Annotated in this window: 17 protein-coding genes and 1 pseudogene; 12 read left to right on the top strand and 6 right to left on the bottom strand. The window is 57.6% G+C overall.

The window, feature by feature from the left end; all coding sequences use genetic code 11:
- Positions 1-41 precede the first annotated feature (41 nt).
- The 7 genes from ACXAH3_RS14690 to ACXAH3_RS14660 all read left to right on the top strand — a co-directional run bounded on the left by ACXAH3_RS14690 (position 42) and on the right by ACXAH3_RS14660 (position 7,822).
- Positions 42-1,073 carry a LacI family DNA-binding transcriptional regulator gene (locus tag ACXAH3_RS14690; protein ID WP_474862850.1) on the top strand — a complete coding sequence of 344 codons (1,032 nt, stop codon included), beginning with the start codon at positions 42-44 and terminating at the stop codon, positions 1,071-1,073.
- 114 nt (positions 1,074-1,187) lie between these two features.
- On the top strand, positions 1,188-2,495 hold the full coding sequence (locus ACXAH3_RS14685; RefSeq protein WP_474862849.1) for an ABC transporter substrate-binding protein: 1,308 nt from the start codon (positions 1,188-1,190) through the stop codon (positions 2,493-2,495).
- A gap of 115 nt (positions 2,496-2,610) precedes the next feature.
- A complete protein-coding gene (locus ACXAH3_RS14680) occupies positions 2,611-3,477 on the top strand; it encodes a carbohydrate ABC transporter permease (RefSeq protein ID WP_474862848.1) in 867 nt (288 codons plus the stop codon).
- Positions 3,478-3,490: 13 nt separating this feature from the next.
- Positions 3,491-4,321, top strand: a complete 831-nt coding sequence (locus ACXAH3_RS14675; protein WP_474862847.1) for a carbohydrate ABC transporter permease — start codon at positions 3,491-3,493, stop codon at positions 4,319-4,321.
- A 12-nt stretch (positions 4,322-4,333) separates the two neighbouring features.
- Complete coding sequence (locus tag ACXAH3_RS14670) at positions 4,334-5,341, top strand: ABC transporter ATP-binding protein (RefSeq protein ID WP_474862846.1); 1,008 nt, start codon at positions 4,334-4,336, stop codon at positions 5,339-5,341.
- Between the two features lie 52 nt (positions 5,342-5,393).
- Complete coding sequence (locus ACXAH3_RS14665) at positions 5,394-6,899, top strand: mannitol dehydrogenase family protein (protein WP_474862845.1); 1,506 nt, start codon at positions 5,394-5,396, stop codon at positions 6,897-6,899.
- Positions 6,896-7,822 (top strand): carbohydrate kinase family protein, encoded by a 927-nt coding sequence (locus ACXAH3_RS14660; RefSeq protein ID WP_474862844.1) that lies wholly within the window; start codon positions 6,896-6,898, stop codon positions 7,820-7,822. Before ACXAH3_RS14665 ends, ACXAH3_RS14660 begins: the two co-directional genes overlap by 4 nt.
- Before the next feature lie 61 nt (positions 7,823-7,883).
- Here ACXAH3_RS14660 and ACXAH3_RS14655 read toward each other — a convergent pair whose 3' ends face one another.
- The 5 genes from ACXAH3_RS14655 to ACXAH3_RS14635 form a co-directional block, all read right to left on the bottom strand.
- Positions 7,884-9,284, bottom strand: a complete 1,401-nt coding sequence (locus ACXAH3_RS14655) for a TRAP transporter large permease (protein WP_474862843.1) — start codon at positions 9,282-9,284, stop codon at positions 7,884-7,886.
- An 11-nt stretch (positions 9,285-9,295) separates the two neighbouring features.
- Positions 9,296-9,928: a TRAP transporter small permease subunit gene (locus ACXAH3_RS14650; protein ID WP_474862842.1), complete on the bottom strand. Its 633-nt coding sequence runs from the start codon at positions 9,926-9,928 to the stop codon at positions 9,296-9,298.
- Positions 9,929-9,984: 56 nt separating this feature from the next.
- Complete coding sequence (gene dctP / locus ACXAH3_RS14645) at positions 9,985-10,995, bottom strand: TRAP transporter substrate-binding protein DctP (RefSeq protein WP_474862841.1); 1,011 nt, start codon at positions 10,993-10,995, stop codon at positions 9,985-9,987.
- A gap of 121 nt (positions 10,996-11,116) precedes the next feature.
- Positions 11,117-12,457, bottom strand: a complete 1,341-nt coding sequence (locus ACXAH3_RS14640; protein ID WP_474862840.1) for a sigma-54-dependent transcriptional regulator — start codon at positions 12,455-12,457, stop codon at positions 11,117-11,119.
- Positions 12,457-14,184, bottom strand: a complete 1,728-nt coding sequence (locus ACXAH3_RS14635; protein WP_474862839.1) for a sensor histidine kinase — start codon at positions 14,182-14,184, stop codon at positions 12,457-12,459. Before ACXAH3_RS14635 ends, ACXAH3_RS14640 begins: the two co-directional genes overlap by 1 nt.
- 84 nt (positions 14,185-14,268) lie before the next feature.
- Between ACXAH3_RS14635 and ACXAH3_RS14630 the strand changes: the two are divergent.
- The 4 genes and pseudogenes from ACXAH3_RS14630 to ACXAH3_RS14615 all read left to right on the top strand — a co-directional run.
- Positions 14,269-14,565: pseudogene (locus ACXAH3_RS14630) on the top strand (PQQ-dependent dehydrogenase, methanol/ethanol family); the annotation flags it as partial.
- Positions 14,566-14,635: 70 nt separating this feature from the next.
- Positions 14,636-15,343: a response regulator gene (locus ACXAH3_RS14625; RefSeq protein WP_474862838.1), complete on the top strand. Its 708-nt coding sequence runs from the start codon at positions 14,636-14,638 to the stop codon at positions 15,341-15,343.
- A gap of 22 nt (positions 15,344-15,365) precedes the next feature.
- On the top strand, positions 15,366-16,511 hold the full coding sequence (locus ACXAH3_RS14620; protein ID WP_474862837.1) for an FIST N-terminal domain-containing protein: 1,146 nt from the start codon (positions 15,366-15,368) through the stop codon (positions 16,509-16,511).
- Positions 16,504-18,741 (top strand): hybrid sensor histidine kinase/response regulator, encoded by a 2,238-nt coding sequence (locus ACXAH3_RS14615; RefSeq protein WP_474862836.1) that lies wholly within the window; start codon positions 16,504-16,506, stop codon positions 18,739-18,741. Before ACXAH3_RS14620 ends, ACXAH3_RS14615 begins: the two co-directional genes overlap by 8 nt.
- A gap of 211 nt (positions 18,742-18,952) precedes the next feature.
- Here the strand turns inward: ACXAH3_RS14615 and adh are convergent, their stop codons facing one another.
- Positions 18,953-20,473, bottom strand: coding sequence for an aldehyde dehydrogenase (gene adh, locus ACXAH3_RS14610; protein WP_474862835.1), 1,521 nt, complete (start codon positions 20,471-20,473; stop codon positions 18,953-18,955).
- 637 nt (positions 20,474-21,110) lie between these two features.
- Between adh and ACXAH3_RS14605 the strand changes: the two genes are divergently transcribed.
- Complete coding sequence (locus tag ACXAH3_RS14605) at positions 21,111-21,458, top strand: DUF779 domain-containing protein (protein ID WP_474862834.1); 348 nt, start codon at positions 21,111-21,113, stop codon at positions 21,456-21,458.
- Positions 21,459-21,716 lie beyond the last annotated feature (258 nt).

Genomic DNA, 21,716 nt, shown 5'->3' with positions numbered 1-21,716 from the left:
CTACGTCGGCACGGGTAGCGATTCAAACACGGTGGGCATTGATGGACGGCAAGAAAATCAAAAACATGGAGGAGTTCGCCTCGGTCAGCGGCATCTCTCGTCCTACGCTGTCCAAATATTTCAACGACGCGTCCAGCGTTCGGCAATCTACCCGCACCCGCATCGAAGAAGCGCTCGAGCGGTACGACTATCGACCCAACCTCTATGCGGTGAACCAAAACCGGCGGCTGACCAAGAACATCGGCATCGTCGTCCCCTATCTGGCCGACCCCTTCTTTGCCGAAATCGCGCGCACCGTCGAAGAACACATCTTAAAGACCGGCTATCGGCCCGTGCTGCTGGGTTCGCATGGCAATCCGGATCTTGAGATTGAGAACCTTGAAAACCTGAGCCTGCTCAAACCCGCTGGTGTTTTGCTGGCCCCCTTGGGCCGCATGTCCCACCAAGACCGGATCAAGTCGTTCTGTCAGGACGTGCCGACGGTTCTGTTCGACGCGAATATCGACGCGTTGGGGGAAAGCTTCGTCGGCTCGGACAATATGCAAAGCGTCGGATTGATCGTCGATTACCTGTGCCGCACCGGTGAACCCCCCGCATTTTTCGAGATGGAAGTGCCCACCAACCCCAACGCCTACAAACGGCGCACAGCCTATTTGGCCGCGATGGACCGTCTGGGCCACACGCCCCATCTGATCCAAGTGCCCGGCTCCGGGTGGGAGTTCGAAGAGATCGGATTCAAGCAAGGTGCCCGCCTGTTACAGGACAAATCGCTGCCCACCGATACGCTCCTGTGCAGCAATGACCGTCTTGCCATCGGTTTTTTGTCCGCGGCCTACGAGGCTGGCACGAAGGTCGGGATCGGGGAAGAGTTCGATATGCGCGTGGCGGGTCATGACGATCACCCGTTTTCCCGGTTCACCTGCCCCACATTGACCACCGTTGCGCAGGATTACGCATCCATCGCCAAGAAAAGTGCAGACACTTTGTTGGCCATGATCGACGCAGAAGACGGCACCGATTCGCGTGAAGACACTTTATTTGAAGGGCGTTTGGTAATGCGCGGCTCTGCTTAACGGCTTGGGATCACGCCAAAAATGCTTATTCTTTACGCGCGTTAATTTTTAAATTGACGCCGGTGACATAATGTCGCTACCGTTAAGTCAGCATCTTAAACAGGGAGGTAGAGGATGTTTGTTAAGAACGCACTTCGTGCGGCAACTGCCATTTCGCTGATCACTGCAGCAGGCAGCGCATCTGCAGAAACCATCACAATCGCAACCGTCAACAACGGCGACATGATCCGCATGCAGGGTCTGACCGATGATTTCACCGCCAAAACTGGCCATGAGGTCGAGTGGGTGACGCTGGAAGAAAACGTGCTTCGTCAGCGTGTCACCACCGACATCTCGACCAAAGGCGGCGCTTTCGACATCATGACCATCGGCATGTACGAAACCCCGATCTGGGGCGCAAATGGCTGGCTGGTCGCACTGGACAACCTGTCGGAAGAATATGACGCTGCCGACATCCTGCCCGCAATGGCAGGTGGTCTAAGCCACGAAGGTACGCTGTATGCAGCGCCTTTCTATGGCGAAAGCTCGATGATCATGTACCGCACCGACCTGATGGAGAAGGCCGGTCTGGAAATGCCGAAGGATCCGACCTGGACCTTCATTCGTGAAGCCGCAGCGGCCATGACCGACCGCGAAAACGAAATCAACGGCATCTGCCTGCGCGGCAAAGCCGGTTGGGGTGAAGGCGGCGCTTTCATCACTGCGATGTCGAACTCGTTCGGCGCGCGCTGGTTTGACATGGACTGGAACGCTCAGTTCGACACCGAAGCATGGGCCAACACCATCAACTTCTTTAAAGACACGATGGACGAAAGCGGCCCTGCCGGTTACGCCACCAACGGCTTTAACGAAAACCTGTCGCTGTTCCAGCAAGGCAAGTGCGGCATGTGGATCGACGCCACCGTGGCTGCGTCCTTTGTGACCAACCCCGACGACTCGACCGTTGCTGACAAAGTTGGCTTCGCTCTGGCCCCCGATAACGGTCTGGGCAAACGCTCGAACTGGCTGTGGGCATGGGCACTGGCCATTCCGGCAGGCACCCAGAAACAAGACGCGGCCATTCAGTTCATCGAATGGGCCACCTCGAAAGACTATATCGAGCTGGTAGCCGCCAAAGAAGGCTGGGCCAACGTTCCTCCGGGTGCACGTGTGTCGCTGTACGAGAACCCCAACTATCAGGAAGTTCCGTTTGCTCAGATGACACTGGACTCGATCCTGTCGGCTGACCCGAACAACTCGACCGTGGAAGAAAGCCCCTATGTAGGTGTGCAGTTCGCCGCAATCCCCGAGTTCGCCGGCATCGCAACTGACGTTAGCCAAGAGTTCTCGGCCGCTTACGCCGGACAGCAAACTGTGGAAGAGGCCCTTGCCAAGGCACAGGCCCTGACCAACGACGCAATGGAAGCTGCGGGTTACCGCTAAGTTTCTCCCCGGCTGGGGGCGGGTGATCCTGCCTGCCCTCGGCCTACAGACCCCCCCGATTATGTTATCATTCATCTGAACGGCACGTTTGCCGTAAACAGAGGAGGTGAGCCTGATGGCTACTCAACATTCCAGATCAGCAGCGCGCCTAATGATGGCCCCGGCGGTGGTCTTGCTTCTAGGGTGGATGCTGGTCCCCTTGACCATGACACTCTATTTCTCGTTCAAGAAATACCTTCCCCTACGGGGCGGAGACCTTGGATGGGTCGGATTTGAAAACTACGTCCGTTTCGTGACCTCCAGCTCGTTCTGGCCGTCGGTTCAGACCACCTTGGTCATCGTGGGCGGCGTTCTGGCCATCACCGTGGTTCTTGGCATCTTCCTTGCCATCCTTCTGAACCAGCCCATGTGGGGCCAAGGTATGGTCCGCATTCTGGTCATCGCACCGTTCTTCGTTATGCCCACCGTTTCGGCGCTGGTCTGGAAGAACATGTTCATGGACCCGAACTATGGCCTGCTGGCGCATCTGTGGAAGTTCTTCGGCGCTACACCTGTCGAATGGCTTAGCCAAGCCTCGCTTCCATCGATCATCATGATCGTATCGTGGCAATGGCTGCCCTTTGCGACCCTGATCCTGCTGACCGCGATCCAGTCTTTGGACAGCGAACAGCTGGAAGCAGCCGAAATGGACGGCGCCCCTGCGCATAAACGTTTCGCTTTCATCACCCTTCCGCACCTTGGCCGCGCGATTACCGTGGTCATCCTGATCCAGACGATCTTTCTTCTGTCGATCTTTGCGGAAATCTTCGTCACCACCGGCGGTGCGTTCGGCACCAAGACCCTTAGCTATCTGATCTTCCAGCGCGTGTTGGAAAGCCAGAATGTCGGCTTGGGATCGGCTGGCGGTGTGTATGCAATCATCCTTGCCAATATCGTTGCCTACTTCCTGGTACGCATCGTCGGCAAGAACCTGGACGCGTGAAGGAGGACTGACCATGGCACGATCCATTGCCCCGCGCCGCAAGGCCATCAACACCCTTCTCGCCTGGAGCGTCGGTTTCCTGATCTTCTTCCCGATCCTCTGGACCATCCTGACCAGCTTCAAAACCGAAGCCACAGCCATCGCGAACCCGCCCGTCTTTGTGGGCTTCGACTGGACGCTTGAAAACTATCAAGCCGTGATGGAGCGCTCGAACTATGGTCGCTTCTTGTGGAACTCGATCGTGATCGCTGGGGGATCAACCATCCTTGGCATCATCATCGCCATCCCGGCGGCGTGGTCGATGGCCTTCGTACCCTCGAAACGCACCAAAGACATCCTTCTGTGGATGCTGTCGACCAAGATGTTACCTGCGGTTGGTGTTCTGTATCCGATCTACCTTTTGTTCATCAAACTGGGGATCCTAGACACCAAAATCGGGCTGATGATTGTCCTGATGCTGATCAACCTGCCGATCATTGTCTGGATGCTCTACACCTACTTCAAGGAAATCCCCGGCGAGATCTTGGAAGCCGCCCGCATGGACGGGGCCACCCTGCGCGAGGAAGTGATCTATATCCTCACGCCCATGGCCATCCCCGGCATCGCCTCGACGCTTCTTTTGAACGTGATCTTGGCTTGGAACGAGGCCTTCTGGACGCTGAACCTGACCGCTGCCAAAGCAGCACCTCTGACGGCTTTCATCGCCAGCTATTCCAGCCCCGAAGGGTTGTTCTACGCAAAACTCAGCGCGGCCTCGACCATGGCCATCGCACCAATCCTTATCCTTGGCTGGTTCAGCCAGAAACAACTTGTCAGCGGCCTGACCTTTGGCGCCGTGAAGTAAGGAGACAGACACATGGGACGTATTACACTGGATAAAGTCTCCAAAAGCTTTGGCGACGTAGAAGTTATCCCACCGCTGGATCTGACCATCGAAGATGGCGAATTCACGGTCTTCGTTGGCCCCTCGGGCTGCGGTAAATCCACCCTTCTGCGTCTGATCGCGGGGCTCGAAGACATCACGTCCGGCCAGATCCGCATCGACAAGGAAGACGCCACCCACGTGCCGCCCGCCAAGCGCGGTCTGGCGATGGTGTTCCAATCCTATGCGCTTTACCCACATATGTCGGTGCGCAAGAACATCGCTTTCCCTATGAAAATGGCGGGGATTGATCAGGCGGAACAGGACCGTCGTATCGAAGGTGCCGCCAAGGCGCTGAACCTGACGGACTATCTTGATCGCCGCCCCGGCCAGCTTTCGGGCGGTCAGCGTCAGCGTGTCGCCATTGGCCGCGCCATTGTCCGCGAACCCGCCGCCTTCCTGTTCGACGAACCCCTGTCGAACTTGGACGCCGCCCTGCGTGTGGGCATGCGGCTAGAGATCTCGGAACTGCATGAACGTCTGAAGACCACCATGATCTACGTGACCCACGATCAGGTCGAAGCCATGACCATGGCCGACAAGATTGTGGTGCTGCAAGCCGGTGTGATCGAACAGGTTGGCAGCCCGCTAGAGCTTTATGAAACCCCGTGCAACAAATTCGTCGCCGGCTTCATCGGCTCGCCCAAGATGAACTTCATCGAAGGTGAAGAAGCCGCCAAGCACGGCGCCACCACCATCGGCATCCGGCCCGAGCATATCTCGATCTCGACCACCGAAGGCCTGTGGAAAGGCACCGTCGGCGTGGCCGAGCATCTGGGATCGGACACGTTCCTGTATATCCACGCGGATGTCAGCCCGGACGAGACGATGACCGTCCGCGTCGATGGCGAATTCAGCGCGCGTCACGGCGACACGGTGTACCTGACACCGCGTGACGAACGCATCCACAAATTCGGTGCAGACGGGCTGCGGATCGACTGATCCGCCGCCTAGCTGCGCGCCCAGAACGACACGATACAGAAAGACCAAACCAATGGGACAGCACGCAACACAGCAAACAAGTGTCCGGCTTTCGAATAGCACGCTTAACGATCTGCCGGGCGACGTGCTGCGCCCGTCCTATGACCGCAACGCCCTGACGCCAGGCATCGTCCATATTGGCCTTGGCAACTTTCACCGCGCCCACCAAGCCTGGTATCTGCACCGACTGATGCAAAATGGGCAGGCGCATGATTGGGCCATTATCGGCGCGGGCGTGCGCCCCTATGACGCCGCCATGCGCGACCGGCTTTTGGCGCAGGATTGCCTGACAACCCTGATCGAGCTGTCGCCTGAAAGCACATCCGCCGAAGTCATCGGCGCTATGATCGACTATCTTCCGATCGAAGACGGTAATGCGCCTTTGATCCGCACGATGGCCAACCCGGCCATCCGCATCGTTTCACTCACGGTGACCGAAAGTGGTTACTACCTGGATCCGGTGGGGGGCGGTTTTAATGCCTCCCACCCGGACATCCAATACGATCTGGCTCACCCGGACACGCCCCGCACCGCCTTTGGCGCCATCGTCGCTGCCCTGCGTATTCGCCGCGCCAATGGTGACGGACCATTCACGGTGCAAAGTTGCGACAACCTGCGCGGCAACGGCGCGATTACGCAGCAGCTGGTCGTGTCGCTTGCCACCATGATGGATGCCGATCTGGGCGCGTGGATCGCTGACACGTGCAGTTTCCCGAACTCGATGGTTGATTGCATCGTCCCCGCCACCGGCCCGGAAGAGCTGGCGCTGGTACGCGACCTTGGGATCGAAGATGACGCCCCCGTTACGCATGAAAACTATCGCCAATGGGTGATCGAGGATGACTTCTGCGCCGGTCGCCCCAACTGGGACACCGCCGGGGCCATCTTCACCCCTGCCGTGCATGACTTTGAAACCATGAAGATCCGCATTCTGAATGCGGGCCACCAAGTGCTGGCCAATATAGGCGAGCTTCTGTCCGTCGGCACCATCGCCGGCTGCATGGAACACAAGGCGATCTCGGCCTTCTTTGATAAGGTCCAACAAAACGAGATCGTGCCATATGTCGACGCCGTTCCGGGGATGACACCCGCCGATTACGCCAAACTGATTGCCAGCCGGTTTTCCAATCCGGCCATTCTGGACACGACGCGCCGCGTGGCGTTTGACGGATCCTCGCGCCACCCCGGTTTCCTTTTCCCTATCCTGCGCGACGCGCTGGACGCAGGCGGGTCCATTACCGGGCTGGCCTTGGTGGAAGCCTTCTGGGCCCGTATGTGCGCAGGAACCCGCGAAGACGGCACGGAAATTGACGCCAACGATCCCCTGTGGGCCGACCTGCACAAGGTCGCTTTGGCGGCGAAAGCCGAACCAAAGACGTGGCTGGAACAACGGCAAATCTATGGTAGTTTTGCGGATGACTCCCGTTTCGCAAACGCGTTTTGTGACTGGCTTGAACTGATCTGGCGCGACGGCAGCGAAGCGGCATTGACCCGATACCTGGAAGGAACACCGCAATGATCCTGTGCTGCGGCGAGGCTTTGATCGACATGATCCCGATGCCCACCGTTAATGGCCCCGACGGCTTCGTCCCCCACCCCGGCGGGGCCGTGTTTAACACCGCGATTGCCTTGGGCCGCCTTGGCGCACGCTCGGCGATGTTAACCGGCCTGTCATCGGATATGTTCGGCCAGCAACTGGCCGATGCGCTGGAAGCCAGCCATGTGGACACATCGCTGACCATCCAAACGGATCGTCCCTCGACACTGGCCTTTGTGCGCCTTGTGGACGGCCACGCGACCTATAGCTTTTTCGACGAAGGCTCGGCCGGGCGCATGTTGCAGGCCCGCGACCTGCCACCCCTGTCGCCCGAGGTTTCGGCGATGTTCTTTGGCGGGATCAGTCTGGCCTGTGAACCCGGCGCGAACGCCTATGCCACATTGCTTGACCGCGAGGGGAAAACCCGCGCCGTCATGATCGATCCCAACATCCGCCCCGGTTTTATCGAGGATATAGACCTCTACCGCGCCCGTCTGGATCGCATGTTCAGCCGCGCTGACATCATCAAGGTCTCGGACGAGGATCTGAACTGGATAAACCCCGCGCCACTGTCGCTGAAGGAAAAGGTCTCGACCCTTTTGGAAAAAGGGCCGTCCATCGTGATCCTGACCCGTGGCAGCGAAGGTGCGACGGGCTTCATGGCCAATGAGGACGAGGTCCATGTTGACGCCGTCCGCGCCACAGTCACCGACACGGTTGGCGCAGGCGATACGTTCAACGCAGGCGTGATGGCAAAACTGTCCGAGCTTGGCAAACTGACCAAAGCCGGGCTGGCCACGCTGCCCCGCGATCTGCTGGCCCAAGCGATGGAACACGGCGCGCGCGTTGCGTCCGTCACCGTCTCGCGGTCCGGCGCAAATCCCCCTTGGGCGGGCGAGCTTTAGGCGGTCAGCACTTCGACCACATAGCTAACCAAATCATCCGCCCAAGGCATTGGCGCAATCGTCAGACCTGCCCCGGCAGCCACAGCACAATGGCGGGGAATGCCACCAGCAATGCAATGGTGATCGCATCTGCGATGAAGAACGGCGTCACGCCTTTGAACACGTCCTGAACACTCAGATCATCGCGCACACCTGCCACAACGAAGCAGTTCAGACCGATAGGCGGCGTGATCAGGCAGAACTCGGCCATCTTCACCACCAAAATCCCGAACCAAATCGCGCACATCGGGCCTGACATCCCGAAGGTACTGTCGGCTGCGGACACGAACTCGCCCCCGTTCAGGGCCATGACGGCGGGATAGACCACGGGCAGCGTCAGCAAAAGCATTCCGATAGCGTCCATGAACATCCCCAAAACCGCATAGGCCAAAAGGATGCAGATCAGGATCAACATGGGCGACATTGTCAGCGATGTGATCCAGTCGGAAAACGCCGCCGGAAGTTCAGCAAAGCCAAGGAAGCGAACATAGATCAACACGCCCCAGATGATCGTGAAAATCATAACGCTCAGCTTCGCGGTTTCCAAAAGTGCGTCTTTCAACTGCGCCCACCGCATCCCGCGATAAAGCGCCATCAGGAAGACCACGAAGGCTCCGATTGCGCCGCCTTCTGTGGGGGTGCCCCATGCCTCGCCGCCGAAGGGGTTGTAGACGAAGAAGATGATGGTCAGGACCACGACGAAGATCGGCAGTGCGGGCGAAAGCGCGGTAAACCGCTCTTTCCAAGTGAAACCCGTTACGGGCGGGCCGAAGCCCTTGATCACCATCGCCATGCCAATGATCAACGCGCCATAAATAACGGCCGAGAACGCGCCGGGGATGAAGCCCGCCAGCAGCAATTTGCCCACGTCCTGTTCGACGATGATCGCATAGATCACCAGAATGGCCGAGGGCGGGATCAGCGATGCCAGCGTACCGCCAGCCGCAACAACGCCCGCCGCGAATTGCTTGTTATACCCGATCTTCAGCATCTCGGGGATGGCGATCCGGGCGAAGACGGCTGAGGTCGCAACAGACGCCCCCGACACCGCCGCAAACCCGGCGGTCGCAAAAACGGTCGACACGGCCAACCCGCCCGGCACCCAAGCCAGCCAGCGTTTGGCCGCCTCGAACAAGGCTTTGGTCAGCCCTGCGTAATAGGCCAGATATCCGATCAGGATAAAGGTGGGGATCAGGCTAAGCGCTTGGCTTGAGACCTTGGAATGCGGCACTTGGCCTGCGGTTTTCACCGCGACAGTGACCGCTTTGCCGAACCGTTCGGGCTCGTACCCGAACTTCGCCCAAAAAATCCACACCAAGCCAATCAGCCCGGCGGTCGCAGCCGCAAAAGCCACGCGCATCCCCAGAATGACCAGAACAAGAAGGCCGCCCGAAACAACAAGGCCAATTTCAATCGGTTCCATACCCAAAATCCTTAAGCGTCGTTGCCCGAGACATGCTCGGCTTCCATTGCGGCCTGTTGGGCGGCATCGGCGATCAGCGGAACAGCGATGGGGGATGCCGCTCCGGTAATAAGTGCGCGTGAATAGGCCCAGACTTGCAGCAAAAGGCGCAGGCACAGGACCGAGAATGCGATAGGCGCCAACAGCTTTGCAGGCCACAGCGGCAACGAAATATCGACCGAGCTGTCGCGGCTCCACATTGGTGCGGCAAAATCAAAACTGCGGTCGAAATGCGCCCAGCTTCCCCAGACCAACAGCAGCATCAGGGCAAGGATGATCAGCGTAGTGATCAGTTCCACCAGATACAGGCTGCGGCCACGAAGCGCGCCAACCAGCATGTCCATGCGGATATGCCCACCATCGCGCTGTGTGAACGCAATACCCATGAAGGCAATCAGCGGCATGACCTGTTCGATCCAGTCGATATAGCCCGGCAGCGGTTGGTTGGCGAAGTTGCGCCCGCTGACGGATACGACCGCCAAAATCATCAGCGAAAATACTGCAAGCCCACTGACCAAAGCCAGCACGCCTTCGACGCGATAAAGCTTTTGGTCAATCCGGCTCAGCACACTGTCATCGGTCAGAACAAGGGAAGACCCAGCCATGGCACCGCTCCGTTCAAGAGAGAAAGCCCCGCGCCGGTTGGGCGCGGGGCGATGGGTTAGCTGCCTTCAGCAATCATGCCGGTGACAAGATCATAAAGCTCTTGCGCGGGCAGGCCACGGGCCGTGTTGTCAGCAATCCAAGCTTCAGCAGCCGGAGCAGCAGCGGCGTCACGGAACGCGGCGATTTCCTCGTCCGAGAAGGTCACCTGCTGGATGCCTTTTTCTTCCAGCGCCGGGCCCCAAGCAACCATCGTCTTGTTGTTATAGTTGTCGACGTAATGGGCCAGCGCCTCGTCCACCGAACCCAGCAGGGCATCGCGATGTTCGTCCGACAGATTGGCCAGCGCGTCCGAGTTCACAACAACCGGACAGTTCACCGTGCCGGGGTTCAGGTTGGTGGTCCACCAGGTGGCGTTTTCAATCGTGCCGAAAGACATGTGCGCGTGGGGTGCAAAGCTGACCGCTTTGACCACGCCGCTGTCCATCGCCTGACGCACTTCGGATGCCGACATGGATGTCGGAACCGCACCGATGGTTTCCATCGCTTGGCCGATGCCACCGGTGGCGCGTACGGTCAGACCTTTGAAGTCTGCCAAAGTCGAAGGCGCATCGCCGACGCCGACAATGTTATACTGCGGCAGGGGCGACGGCATCAGCAGCGTTGCATTCCAGCGCGCCAAGTCCGCTTGCGTGGCCGGGTGGTTATACACCGCCATCGACAGCGCAATTTCCTGCTCCAGCGAGCTTACACCAAGAAACGGCAGCTCAAGCACGGTGATCGAGGGGTTCTTGTCGCGGTGATAGCCCGCGCAGAACTGCGCCATCTCGAACGCTTCAATCGAAATCCCGTCCAGATTCTCGCGGTTCTTCGACAGACCGCCATAGCTGATGTTCAGGTTGAACTCGCCATTGGTTTTCTCGCTCACCAGTTCGGCCAGTTTCTCAACATGCTCGGTGAAGGCGCGGCGCTTGCCCCACAGGGACACGTTCCAATCGGTGGCGAAAGCCTCAGAAGCAAAGGTCAGGGAAAGCGCTGCAACAACAGCACCTTTAAAATTCGGTCGCATGGTATTCCTCCCAGAAATCGCGATTTATAGGGACAGTATCTGCCGACCAGCCCAAAATGGCTATGAGGGAAATTGCATGCGTCGTCAGATCAGCCCTGCGGAAATCCGCAGAGCAATCTGATTACAGCAACGCGTCCTTATCAAGTCCCAGTTTCACGATTTTTTCGTTCAACGTGCGCCGCCCGATCCCAAGCGCTTCGGCGGCGGCATCCATCCGGCCCTCATGGGCTTGAATGGCCTTGCCGATCAGCTCGCGTTCAAAGGCGGCAACGGCTTCGCGCAGGGTGCCGGGGATGTCGTCCAGATGCTGGTCGGCCTCGATCGCTTGGGTCATCGACCCCCCGCCCCGCCGAGCGGCCAGCACCCGGCGTTCACACACATTGCGAAGCTCGCGCACATTGCCGGGCCAGTCATGGGCCAAAAGCGCCGCCAGATCGTCGGGCGTCAAAGGCGGGATCGCAAGTTCATAGATCTTGGCGTAGTCATCCAAAAAGTGACGTGCCAGCAAAGCAATGTCATCGCGCCGTTGTCGAAGCGATGGTACGTTCAGCACCACCGTATTGATCCGAAACAGGAAATCCTGCCGAATCCGCCCGTCTTTGACCGCCGCCGCAACGTCTTCACTGGTGGCCGAGATCACACGAAATTCCGTTTTCACCGCCTGCGTCGCGCCCACTGGCAACACCTGTTTGTCTTCCAAAACGCGAAGCAGCTTAGCCTGCACGGCAAGGGGACAGGCGCAAACCTCGTCCAGAAACAGCGTGCCCCCGGACGCCGCCGTCAAACGCCCCTCGCGCTCGCCTGCCACGCCGAACATCTCGGCCTCGAACGTATCGGGCGACAAGGCGGCGCAGTTCAGCGCCAGAAAGGGCGCCTGCCCGTCCCCGCCCAGATCATGCAGCGCTTGGGCGACCAGTTCCTTGCCCGTCCCGGTGTCCCCGGTGATCAGCACACTCGCGCCAATATCCGCCAAGGCCAGCACGTCTTGGCGCAGGGTTGCGACCTCGTCCGTTTGCCCCAGAAGCACACGGTCCAGACCCGACAGCCGCATCAGCCGATCCTTCAGCCGCGCATTGTCGCGCCGCATCCGATTTTGTTCCGCCGCATGGGTCAGAATACGCAACAGACGACGCGGCTCGTATGGCTTTTCGACGAAACTATACGCCCCGTCTTGCATGGCTTGCACCGCCATCGGAATGTCCCCATGTGCCGAAATCAGCACCAAAGGCGGCGCGGTTTCCAGATCCAGTGACGCCAGCAATTCCAGCCCCGTCATCCCCGGCATCTGCACATCCGACAGGATCACGTCCCACGGCACATCCGCCAATTTTGCTGCCACCTGCGCTGCGCGCGAAGTCGCCTCGGCCTGCCACCCGGCCGCGGTCAAAAGATCCACAAGGGATTGGCGCATGGCTTTGTCGTCATCGACGATTAGAACGCTGAAGGGGCGCATGTCCGCCATCAGATCGGGTCCTCTTCAAGGGGCGCATAGGGGAAAGTTACACGAAACACCGCGCCTTCCGGGTCAACATTCCGCGCGGTCATTTCGCCGTCATGGTCTTTCACGATGCTGGCCGAGATCGCCAAACCCAGCCCCATCCCACGCCCGCTTTCGCGCGTGGTGACAAAAGGTTCCTTCAGGTCTTCCAACGTGGCCGAGCCTATGCCGTGGCCGTTATCCTCGATCTCGACCCACGCGTTAGGGCCAGAGACACCCGCACGCACAACCAACGTCGGAGCCCCCTTCCCCTCGGCAGCATCCAAGGCGTTGCGCATGAGGTTGGTCATCACCTGTTCCACCCGCAACCGTATGCCGCGAATAGGCACCGGCTGGTCTGGCAAATCCAACGCCACCTCGGCCCCGATTTGCTGAATATTCGGCGCCACAAGTTCCAAGGACATCCTGATCGCATCGCGCAGATCAAGCTCCTTGAACACCTCGGCATCCGAGCTGGCGAAAAACTTCAGCTGCCGGGTGATGCCTTCCATCCGGTCGACCAGCCCACCAATATTGGCGGTCAGCTTGCCACCCCCTTCCCCGCCGATTTCCGCAGCCACAAGATGGTTGCGCATCGCCGCTATCGGTTGCCCCAGCTCATGCGTAACGGACGCCGCCAATCGACCCAACGCAGCCAAACGGCTGGCGCTTTCCAGCTCGTTCTGGGTGCGTTTCAACCGACGTTCAGCCGTCATACGCTCGGTGATTTCCGTGGCCAACCGCTCGTTCGCTTGCCGCAGATCGGCCTCTTCCCCCTCGGACCGGCGCAGTTCTGCATCCACGCGACGGGCGCGTTGAATTTGGAACAGGATGAACGCCACCGCAGCCAGGATCATCGCAATCGCCGTCACCAGCCACGCCCGCGTGCGCGCCTGATCATCGCTGGCGAAGAAATGCAGCTGCCACCCGTGCGGCAGATCATCCGCCACCAAATGCAGATGTTCCGACCCGCCGATCCGCGCCCGTTGGTCTTCGTGCACGGACCAGTCCAACAGCGCCAATTCCTGACCCGAGAACTGCCGCGCCTCGACGATTTCCTGCCGCCGATCCGGCGACAAAGGCGACAACAGGCGATAGCGCCACGAGGCATCCGACGCCAGCAACACCACCCCGTCCTGATTGGCCAAGAACACCCGCTCACCCGAGCCGATCCAGTTTTCTTCAAGCCCCGTCAGGTCGATTTTAATCGCCAGCACACCCAACATTTTCCCCGACACATCGCGCACCGCATCCGCGATGAAATACCCGGGCAGACCCGTGGTCGCCCCGATCGCATAAAACCGCCCCTGCACCCCCGACAGAGCATCTTGGAAATAAGGCCGAAACGCATAATTCTGCCCGACAAAACTGCTGGGTTCGCTGAAATTCGACGCGGCAATGGTCTGCCCATTCGGATCAATCAGATAAATCGCATCCAGCCCCGCCCGCGCCGCGAAATCTTGTATCCGTGCATTCAGCAGACCGGTCGCACCGCCCGACGCGGTTTCAATCACGAAAGGATCGCGTGCCAGCACATATGTCAGGTGGGAAAACCGTTCTAACTCGCCCGTGACCGAGCTTTGATAAAGCGAAAGACGCCCCTGCGCCTTTGTCAGTTCCTCGGACTGGAAATAGCCGTAAGACATCCTGAAAAGCAGCGCCGCAACGACTGCGGTCAGGGCTACGGGAAGGAAAAGCGACCGTAACTGCATGCAGACGGAATGGGATTTTTCAGGCGCGATTGCAAGCGATTTGAAATCAAAGGGCTAAAACGGGTCGTGTGCGTTTAAGTGCCAGCCCCCCTTTGGGCGGGTGTGATGACCACCGCAGGTGGCCTTGTCTTCACCGGAACGCCAGAAGGCTATCTGAAAGCCTTCGACGCCGACACGGGCGAAGAACTGTGGAAGTTCCAAACCGGCTCCGGCATTGTCGGCCAACCCATCACCTGGGAGCAAGACGGCGAACAATATGTCGCTGTGGCCTCGGGCTGGGGCGGCGCGGTTCCGCTTTGGGGTGGTGAGGTGGCCAAGAAGGTCAACTTCCTGAACCAAGGTGGCTCGGTCTGGGTCTTCAAAGTCCCGGTCATCAACTAACCCAAGTCAGACCAAGCGAAGCCCGCACCTTGTGGGCTTCGCGCATTCGTTATTTAATCAGGAGGCGAAAATGCAAATGGCTGAGGTTGTCATGCCGAGTTTCGGTGAAACAAGTGAGTTAAGATTGTTATTGATCGACGATCACCCTTTGTTTTGCGATGCGATGGCCATGACAGTCGCGGAAATTTTCGACGCGCCGATGATCCAGACCGCCGCAACGCTGAAAGATGCGTTGAACCGTGTTTCTGAAACCTCGCCTGATCTAATCGTTCTTGACTTGAACCTTCCTGACGTCGACGGCGTTGACGGTTTGATCCGGCTGAGATCAGCCGTGCCTGACGCAAAGATTGTCGTGGTGTCGTCGTTATCGGACAATCGCGTGACATCCAGCGTTCTTGATTCCGGCGCTGTCGGGTTCGTCCCCAAAGGCAGCCCACGCGACGAACTTGTCCGCGCCTTCCAGATCGTCGCGGACGGAGAAGTCTATACACCCGAAGACTTCGTTGCGCCGCAGAAGGATTTTCTAGCGCAAGAAAACCAAGAGGTGGTCGAAAAGCTTGCCAGCCTTACACCGCAGCAATCGGTCATTCTGAACCTGATCTGCGAAGGCAAACTGAACAAGCAAATCGCCTATGACCTGTCCATTGCCGAAACGACCGTCAAAGCGCACTTGACCGCGATCATGCGCAAGCTTGGGGTCCAAACCAGAACACAAGCTGTGTTGCTTGCGAAAAAAGTCAGCTATGCTTCGCTCACGGGAGAAACTGGCGAAGGCTAGGACTTCCAGGGAGGGGAACTGATTGGGCGGAATTGACGCGCGCATTGTCGTGACCGTGTCGGTCGATTTACTGGCTGAACCGGATCCAGTTGGAAAGCTGGTCAAGGCATTGGGGAACGAACCCTATGCATGCATAATCGTTTTGGCGTCTCCTGAAGTGAAGTTGGACGAATTCACCGCAGAATTGCAGTTGAAGCTGGACGCCCCGCACATATTGGGCGCGCGAACAGCAGGCGAGATTTGCGAAGATGGCTATAGCGAACATAAGATCGTCGCACTTGGATTCCCGCAATCGCATTTCGCCGCCAGCGCGCGCATGTTCGAAGCTCTTGATAACCCGGATGAAGTCGCCATTGGCCGCGAGGTGCTGGCGCTGCGTCATGACGCGCAGGCACAACGGCAGGAATTCAAGAACGAGTTTGCCTTTCTTCTGGTGGATGGTCTGTCCAGACGCGAAGACGCGTTTGTTCTGAACATTTCGACCGCGCTTGGATCGACCCAATTGTTCGGTGGATCGTCAGGCGATGGGTTGCGATTTGAAAGTGCGCCCGTTTTCTATAACGGACAGGTCAGCACCAAGGCCGCGATCGTGCTGGTGGTCCGCAGCAATTGCCAATTCGAAGTGTTCCGCGAAGACCACTTTGAATCGTCTAAGAAACGATTGGTCGTAACCGGAGCCATCCCCGAAAAGCGACTGGTGACCGAGATTAACGCCGAACCCGCAGCCCCGGAATATGCGCGTATTGTCGGCATCGACCCGAACCAGCTGTCACCCTTTATCTTTGCCTCGCATCCGATCGTTGTTTCTGTGGGCGACCAACACCATGTGCGCGCCATCCAGCGTGTGGAAGACACCGGACATCTTAGGTTCTTTGCCTCAATCGATGAAGGCATGGTGCTGACGGTTGCCAAAGCCCGCAACATCTCGGACCATTTGAGTGAGGTACTTGATAAGCTCTCGGAAGAGCGTGAACCGGACCTGATTTTTGCGTGCGACTGCATCCTCAGACGGCTTGAGGCCGAGCAGAAACAAGAGGTCATAAACATGTCGGCCGAACTAAAGAAGCACCGTGTCGTCGGGTTTTCAACCTATGGCGAACAGCACAATATGTTGCATGTAAACCAAACCCTGACAGGAATAGCGATCTATCCCCCTGACCATGAGTGACCCGCATTCAACAGATGGCCTTTTGAAGGCAACCGACAGCCTCGAGCGCGAGAACGAAAAGCTTAAGGTCATTGTTGGCAAGCTGATGGCCCGTGTGGAACAGGCCACCGTGGACAGCGCGAAAGGGTATATGCATTTCGAACGCGCAATCGCCTTGGAAGGTGAAGTTCAGCAACGAACGGGCAAGCTGGAAGAAGCTCTGGACGTTCTTCACGCGACGAATGCACAGCTTGCGGCCGCACAGCGCGAGGCGGAGAAGGCCCGGCAGGATCTATCGTCAGCAGTAGAAACCATTCAGGAAGGCTTTGCCATTTTCGACGCCAGCGAAACGCTGGTGATGAAGAACTCTCGGTTTTCGACGATGTTTCCTGATGTGGTGGGCGAGATCAAGCGCGGCATCAGTTTTAAGAACTATCTTCGCCTGTCAGCAAGCAGCGAACATATCGTGCGACCGGACGGCATGTCAGCCGAAGATTGGGTCAATCAGCGCCTTGCCGTTCACGAAAGCAACTCGGTGAACTTTACGCTGGAATTGAAAGACGATCTTTGGTTGCAGGTCAGTGAACAAAGCACACCGGATGGCGGCACGATTGTCCTGCAAACGGACATCACGGACCATACGCGCCTTGAACGCGAAGAACGTGCCAAAATTCTGGATCGGCAGGCCAAAATCGTCAAAGCGACGCTCGAGCATATCGAACAGGGCGTTTTGATTTTCGATGCGGATCGCAAGCTGATCGAATGGAACGATGCGGCCATCGAGATATTGAAAATTCATCGCCGTCTTGCCCGCGCTGGAATGCGTCTGGCCCGGTTTGAACGGCTTTTCGAACCCGGTGTTATCTTTACCCCCGAATGCCAGCCGCAAGTGGTCTTTGAATGGGCCTCGATCCGCAAAAACCGCGAGATTTTGCGCTGCGAGCTCGAGGCCACAAACGGGTTCCAATACGACGTTGTCGGGCAGGAAATGGCGGATGGGTCATTCCTTGTCTCTTTCAACGACGTCACCAAGCTGCGGCAGACCTATAAAGATCTGCATCAGGTCAATGAAACGCTGGAACAGCGCGTTGTCGAAAGAACGGACGAGCTTCGGGAAGCACGCGATGTAGCCGAGCGCGCCAATGCATCCAAATCGCGATTTGTTGCGGCCGCCAGTCATGACCTGTTGCAGCCCGTGAACGCCGCCAAGCTGTTCATCTCGTCCTTGGAACATACGGAACTTGATCCCAAACAGGGGTCGATCGTCGGGCGGATCTCGCAAAGTTTTCATTCGGTCGAAACGATATTGGGCGCCCTACTCGACATCTCGAAACTTGATTCCGGGCAGGCCGTGCTGAATATCTCGGAGTTTTCGTTGGCTCAGATATTCGAACGCTTACTAGAAGAGTTTTCCGGCGCAGCGGCCGCGAAAGGGCTAGAGCTTTCGGTTGTACCAACCTCGGTCCGTGTGAAATCAGATCCGGTTTACCTTCGCCGGATATTGCAAAACCTCGTTTCAAACGCGATCCGCTACACGAATGAAGGTCGTGTTCTTGTGGGCGCACGCCACCGGGGGGAACGTATCGATGTCTATGTCATCGACACTGGCATCGGGATTTCCCCTGACGAACAAAAGCTGGTGTTCAAGGAATTCCACCGCTCTGACCCCAGCCAAGCGACGGAATCCGCGATGGGGCTGGGGCTGGCAATTGTGGAACGTGCCTGCGGAATGCTTCAGCATGATTTGGAATTGGTCTCGACCGTTGGGTCGGGCACGTCCATCCGCGTATCGCTTCCGCTTGCACAACAAGAAGAATTGGCCGTCGAGACCGTACAGCCCAGCCGGGATATCCCCTTGTCACTTAAGAACGCGCTGATCATGGTGATTGAAAACGATCCATCCGTTCAGGATGCGATGGAGCGGGTGTTAGAAATCTGGGGCGCAGCGCCATTGATTGCTGCTTCACAAGAAGAGGCTGATGCACAGATCACAGAGCTTGGCATTTTGCCCGATATCTTCCTTGTGGATTACCATCTGGACAACAACAAAAACGGGCTCGACTTGATCGGAAAGTTGCGCAGCAAACACGGACCGCTTCTATGTGTATTGCTGACTGCAAACAGATCGCCCGAGCTGGCACGCGATGCGCTTCAGCAGGGGGTATTCTTGCGCTATAAACCGCTGGATATCGAAGATCTTCAAGAGCTTGTCGGAGGCCTTTTGGCGAGCAGGTCAATCTCTCAGCCCTAGTCGTCCTCTGCGCATAGCGTGAATAAAAAAACCCGCCTCGTTACAAGGCGGGTTTCCAGTTTTTGTGGCAGTTTAGGGTCTGCCACAGCGGGAGTTATCCAAAAACGTTTCGGTTTCGACCTGACAAAGAGAATACCGAAACGCTGTGCAGCCCTGATGACTTGCGGGTGTTTCGCGATAAACTTGTGACTCAAACTTATCGCGAAACGCCTTAGAAGAAGCCCAGTTTGTTGGGGTTGTAGCTCATCAAGACGTTTTTGGTCTGCTGATAGTGATCCAGCATCATCTTGTGGTTCTCGCGCCCGATACCGGACTGCTTGTAACCGCCGAAGGCAGCATGTGCGGGGTAAGCGTGATAGTTGTTCACCCACACACGACCGGCTTCGATCGCGCGGCCAAAGCGGTAGCAGCGGTTTGCGTCACGCGACCAGACACCGGCACCAAGGCCGTACATCGTGTCATTTGCGATCTGCAACGCTTCTTCTTCGTCTTTGAAGGTCGTGACCGACACAACCGGGCCAAAGATCTCTTCTTGGAAGACGCGCATCTTGTTGTGGCCTTTCAGGATGGTCGGCTGGATGTAGTAACCGCCAGCAATGTCCCCATTGAAACGGGCAGCGTCACCACCGACCAGAACCTCGGCGCCTTCTTCGCGGCCAATGGTCAGGTAAGACATGATCTTGTCCTGCTGTTCCTGGCTGGCCTGCGCGCCGACCATCGTGTCAGCCAGACGCGGGTCGCCTTGTTTGATGGCTTGAACGCGTTCGATGCAGCGGGCCATGAACTCTTCATAGATGTCTTCCTGAACCAACGCACGCGACGGGCAGGTGCAGACCTCGCCTTGGTTGAAAGCGAATAGAACGAAGCCCTCGACGGCCTTATCAAGGAACGCATCGTCTTCGGCCATAACGTCCGAGAAGAAGATGTTCGGGCTTTTGCCACCCAGCTCCAGCGTGACCGGGATCAGGTTTTCCGTCGCGGCTTGCATGATCACACGACCGGTTTCGGTCGACCCGGTGAAGGCGATCTTGGCGATGCGATTTGAACGCGCCAGTGGTGCGCCAACTTCAGCACCATAGCCATTGACGATGTTCAGAACGCCATCAGGCAGCAGGTCGGCGATGATTTCCACCAGCACCATAATTGCGGCTGGAGTTTGCTCGGCAGGCTTCAGCACGATGCAGTTGCCAGCGGCCAGCGCAGGCGCCAGTTTCCAAGCCGCCATCAGGATCGAGAAGTTCCACGGAATGATCTGACCCACAACGCCCAAAGGCTCGTGATAATGATACGCAACCGTATCCGCGTCGATCTCGGACATTGTGCCTTCTTGGCTGCGCAGAACACCTGCGAAGTAACGGAAGTGGTCGACTGCCAGCGGAATGTCCGCCGCGGTCGTCTCGCGGATCGGCTTGCCGTTGTCCCATGTTTCGGCCGTCGCGATGATATCAAGGTTTTCTTCAATACGATCCGCGATTTTCAAGATAATGTTCGAACGCTCAGCCGCCGAGGTTTTCCCCCAAGCTTCTTTCGCCGCATGTGCAGCATCCAATGCCAGTTCGACATCCGCCGCATCCGAGCGGGCCACCTCACACACGGCAGCACCAGTGATTGGGGTCACATTGTCGAAATACTTGCCATTGACCGGCGCAACGAATTTACCGCCAATATAGTTGTCATAGCGACTTTTGAAGGGCGAGGCGAAAGTACCTGCCTCTTGAGTCATCTCATTCATAACGTCTCCTCCCAAGATTGGTGAATGAAGTTCAGATGACGAAAGCATGGACCCCAGAAGTTGTTTCGGCATCCCCGACTTTGGTCGGACATCCACGATGTGGATTGAAAACGGCGAATAAGGTAGTTTGTGCGCAGCTTTCGGCCATTTTTCGGTGGTCGCAGATTGTCAGAGAGGTTCCCATGACCCTTAAGAGATCGATACACATAAGCGTTGTCATGTTGTTTGCCGCCGGGGCCGCCTGCGCCGAAAGTCGGGCTTCATGACGAAGCGAAACGGCTGTTCGAAGGCGCCGCTGCGATGGGTCAACCGCGCGCGCAACATCTGATCGACAATGATTTTGATTTGGAAAGCGTCACGCCCGATGCGGACAGTTGGAAATACAACCCGCTTGCCTTCTGACCACGTTCAGCTGACATCGAAACAGTCGTTTATACCCAACTGGGCTTAGCTTGTTGACCAGCGCCAATCGGATTGAAAGTGCAGGACTTCATCATCACCTATCTGACAAGCATCACCGCATAAGACAACGCGGCGATCTCTGAATAGTCTTTAGGGGCGGTGCCTTTAGACTTTGGTCGCATACTGCCATCTGCACTTTCCCACTAGGCTGACCTTGCACAGAAGGAGCCGCGCGATGGTGGAAGATAATGAAAAAGTTGTCGTGACTGAAGCCGCGTTGGCGCTGCTTGAAGAAATTCGCGCCGAACACGGCGATGTTGTGTTCAAAATCTCGGCCGGGTGTTGTGATGGCACCGGACCCATGTGTTTTCGCGCAGCTGACGTCATGATTGGCGTGAATGACATCAAACTGGGCGATGCGGACAATGCCGGTATTTGGGCAGCACCCTCCATCGCAGAGCTTTGGAAAAACTCTCAGATGATCCTGGATGCAGGACCCGGAACCGGTGCGGGCTTTAGTCTGGACAACGGCCGGACGACCCACTTTCTGACGCGCTCACGCACGCTGCCTGTCGGTGACTGAACCCGACCGCACAGCGCATTGGGATACCGCCCACCAACACCGGAAACCATCATCCCGATGGAAACCAGGTCGTTCATGCATCAACAGTCAAACTGGGCCAGTCAGATGAGACGGCCCATAGCGCCCAAAGACCAAAGGGGGTCTTGAAACGTGCCTTCGCAGGATGCTGGCGCGAAATGGCCAATATTTCTGCGACGGAAACGTGCATATTTATCGTATAATCAATAGAAGCGATTGCTGCGCGATGCGCAGCTTAGC

This window comes from Aliiroseovarius sp. ABM4_368 (genome assembly GCF_056161205.1).
This window is presented reverse-complemented; position numbering and strand designations above follow the sequence as displayed.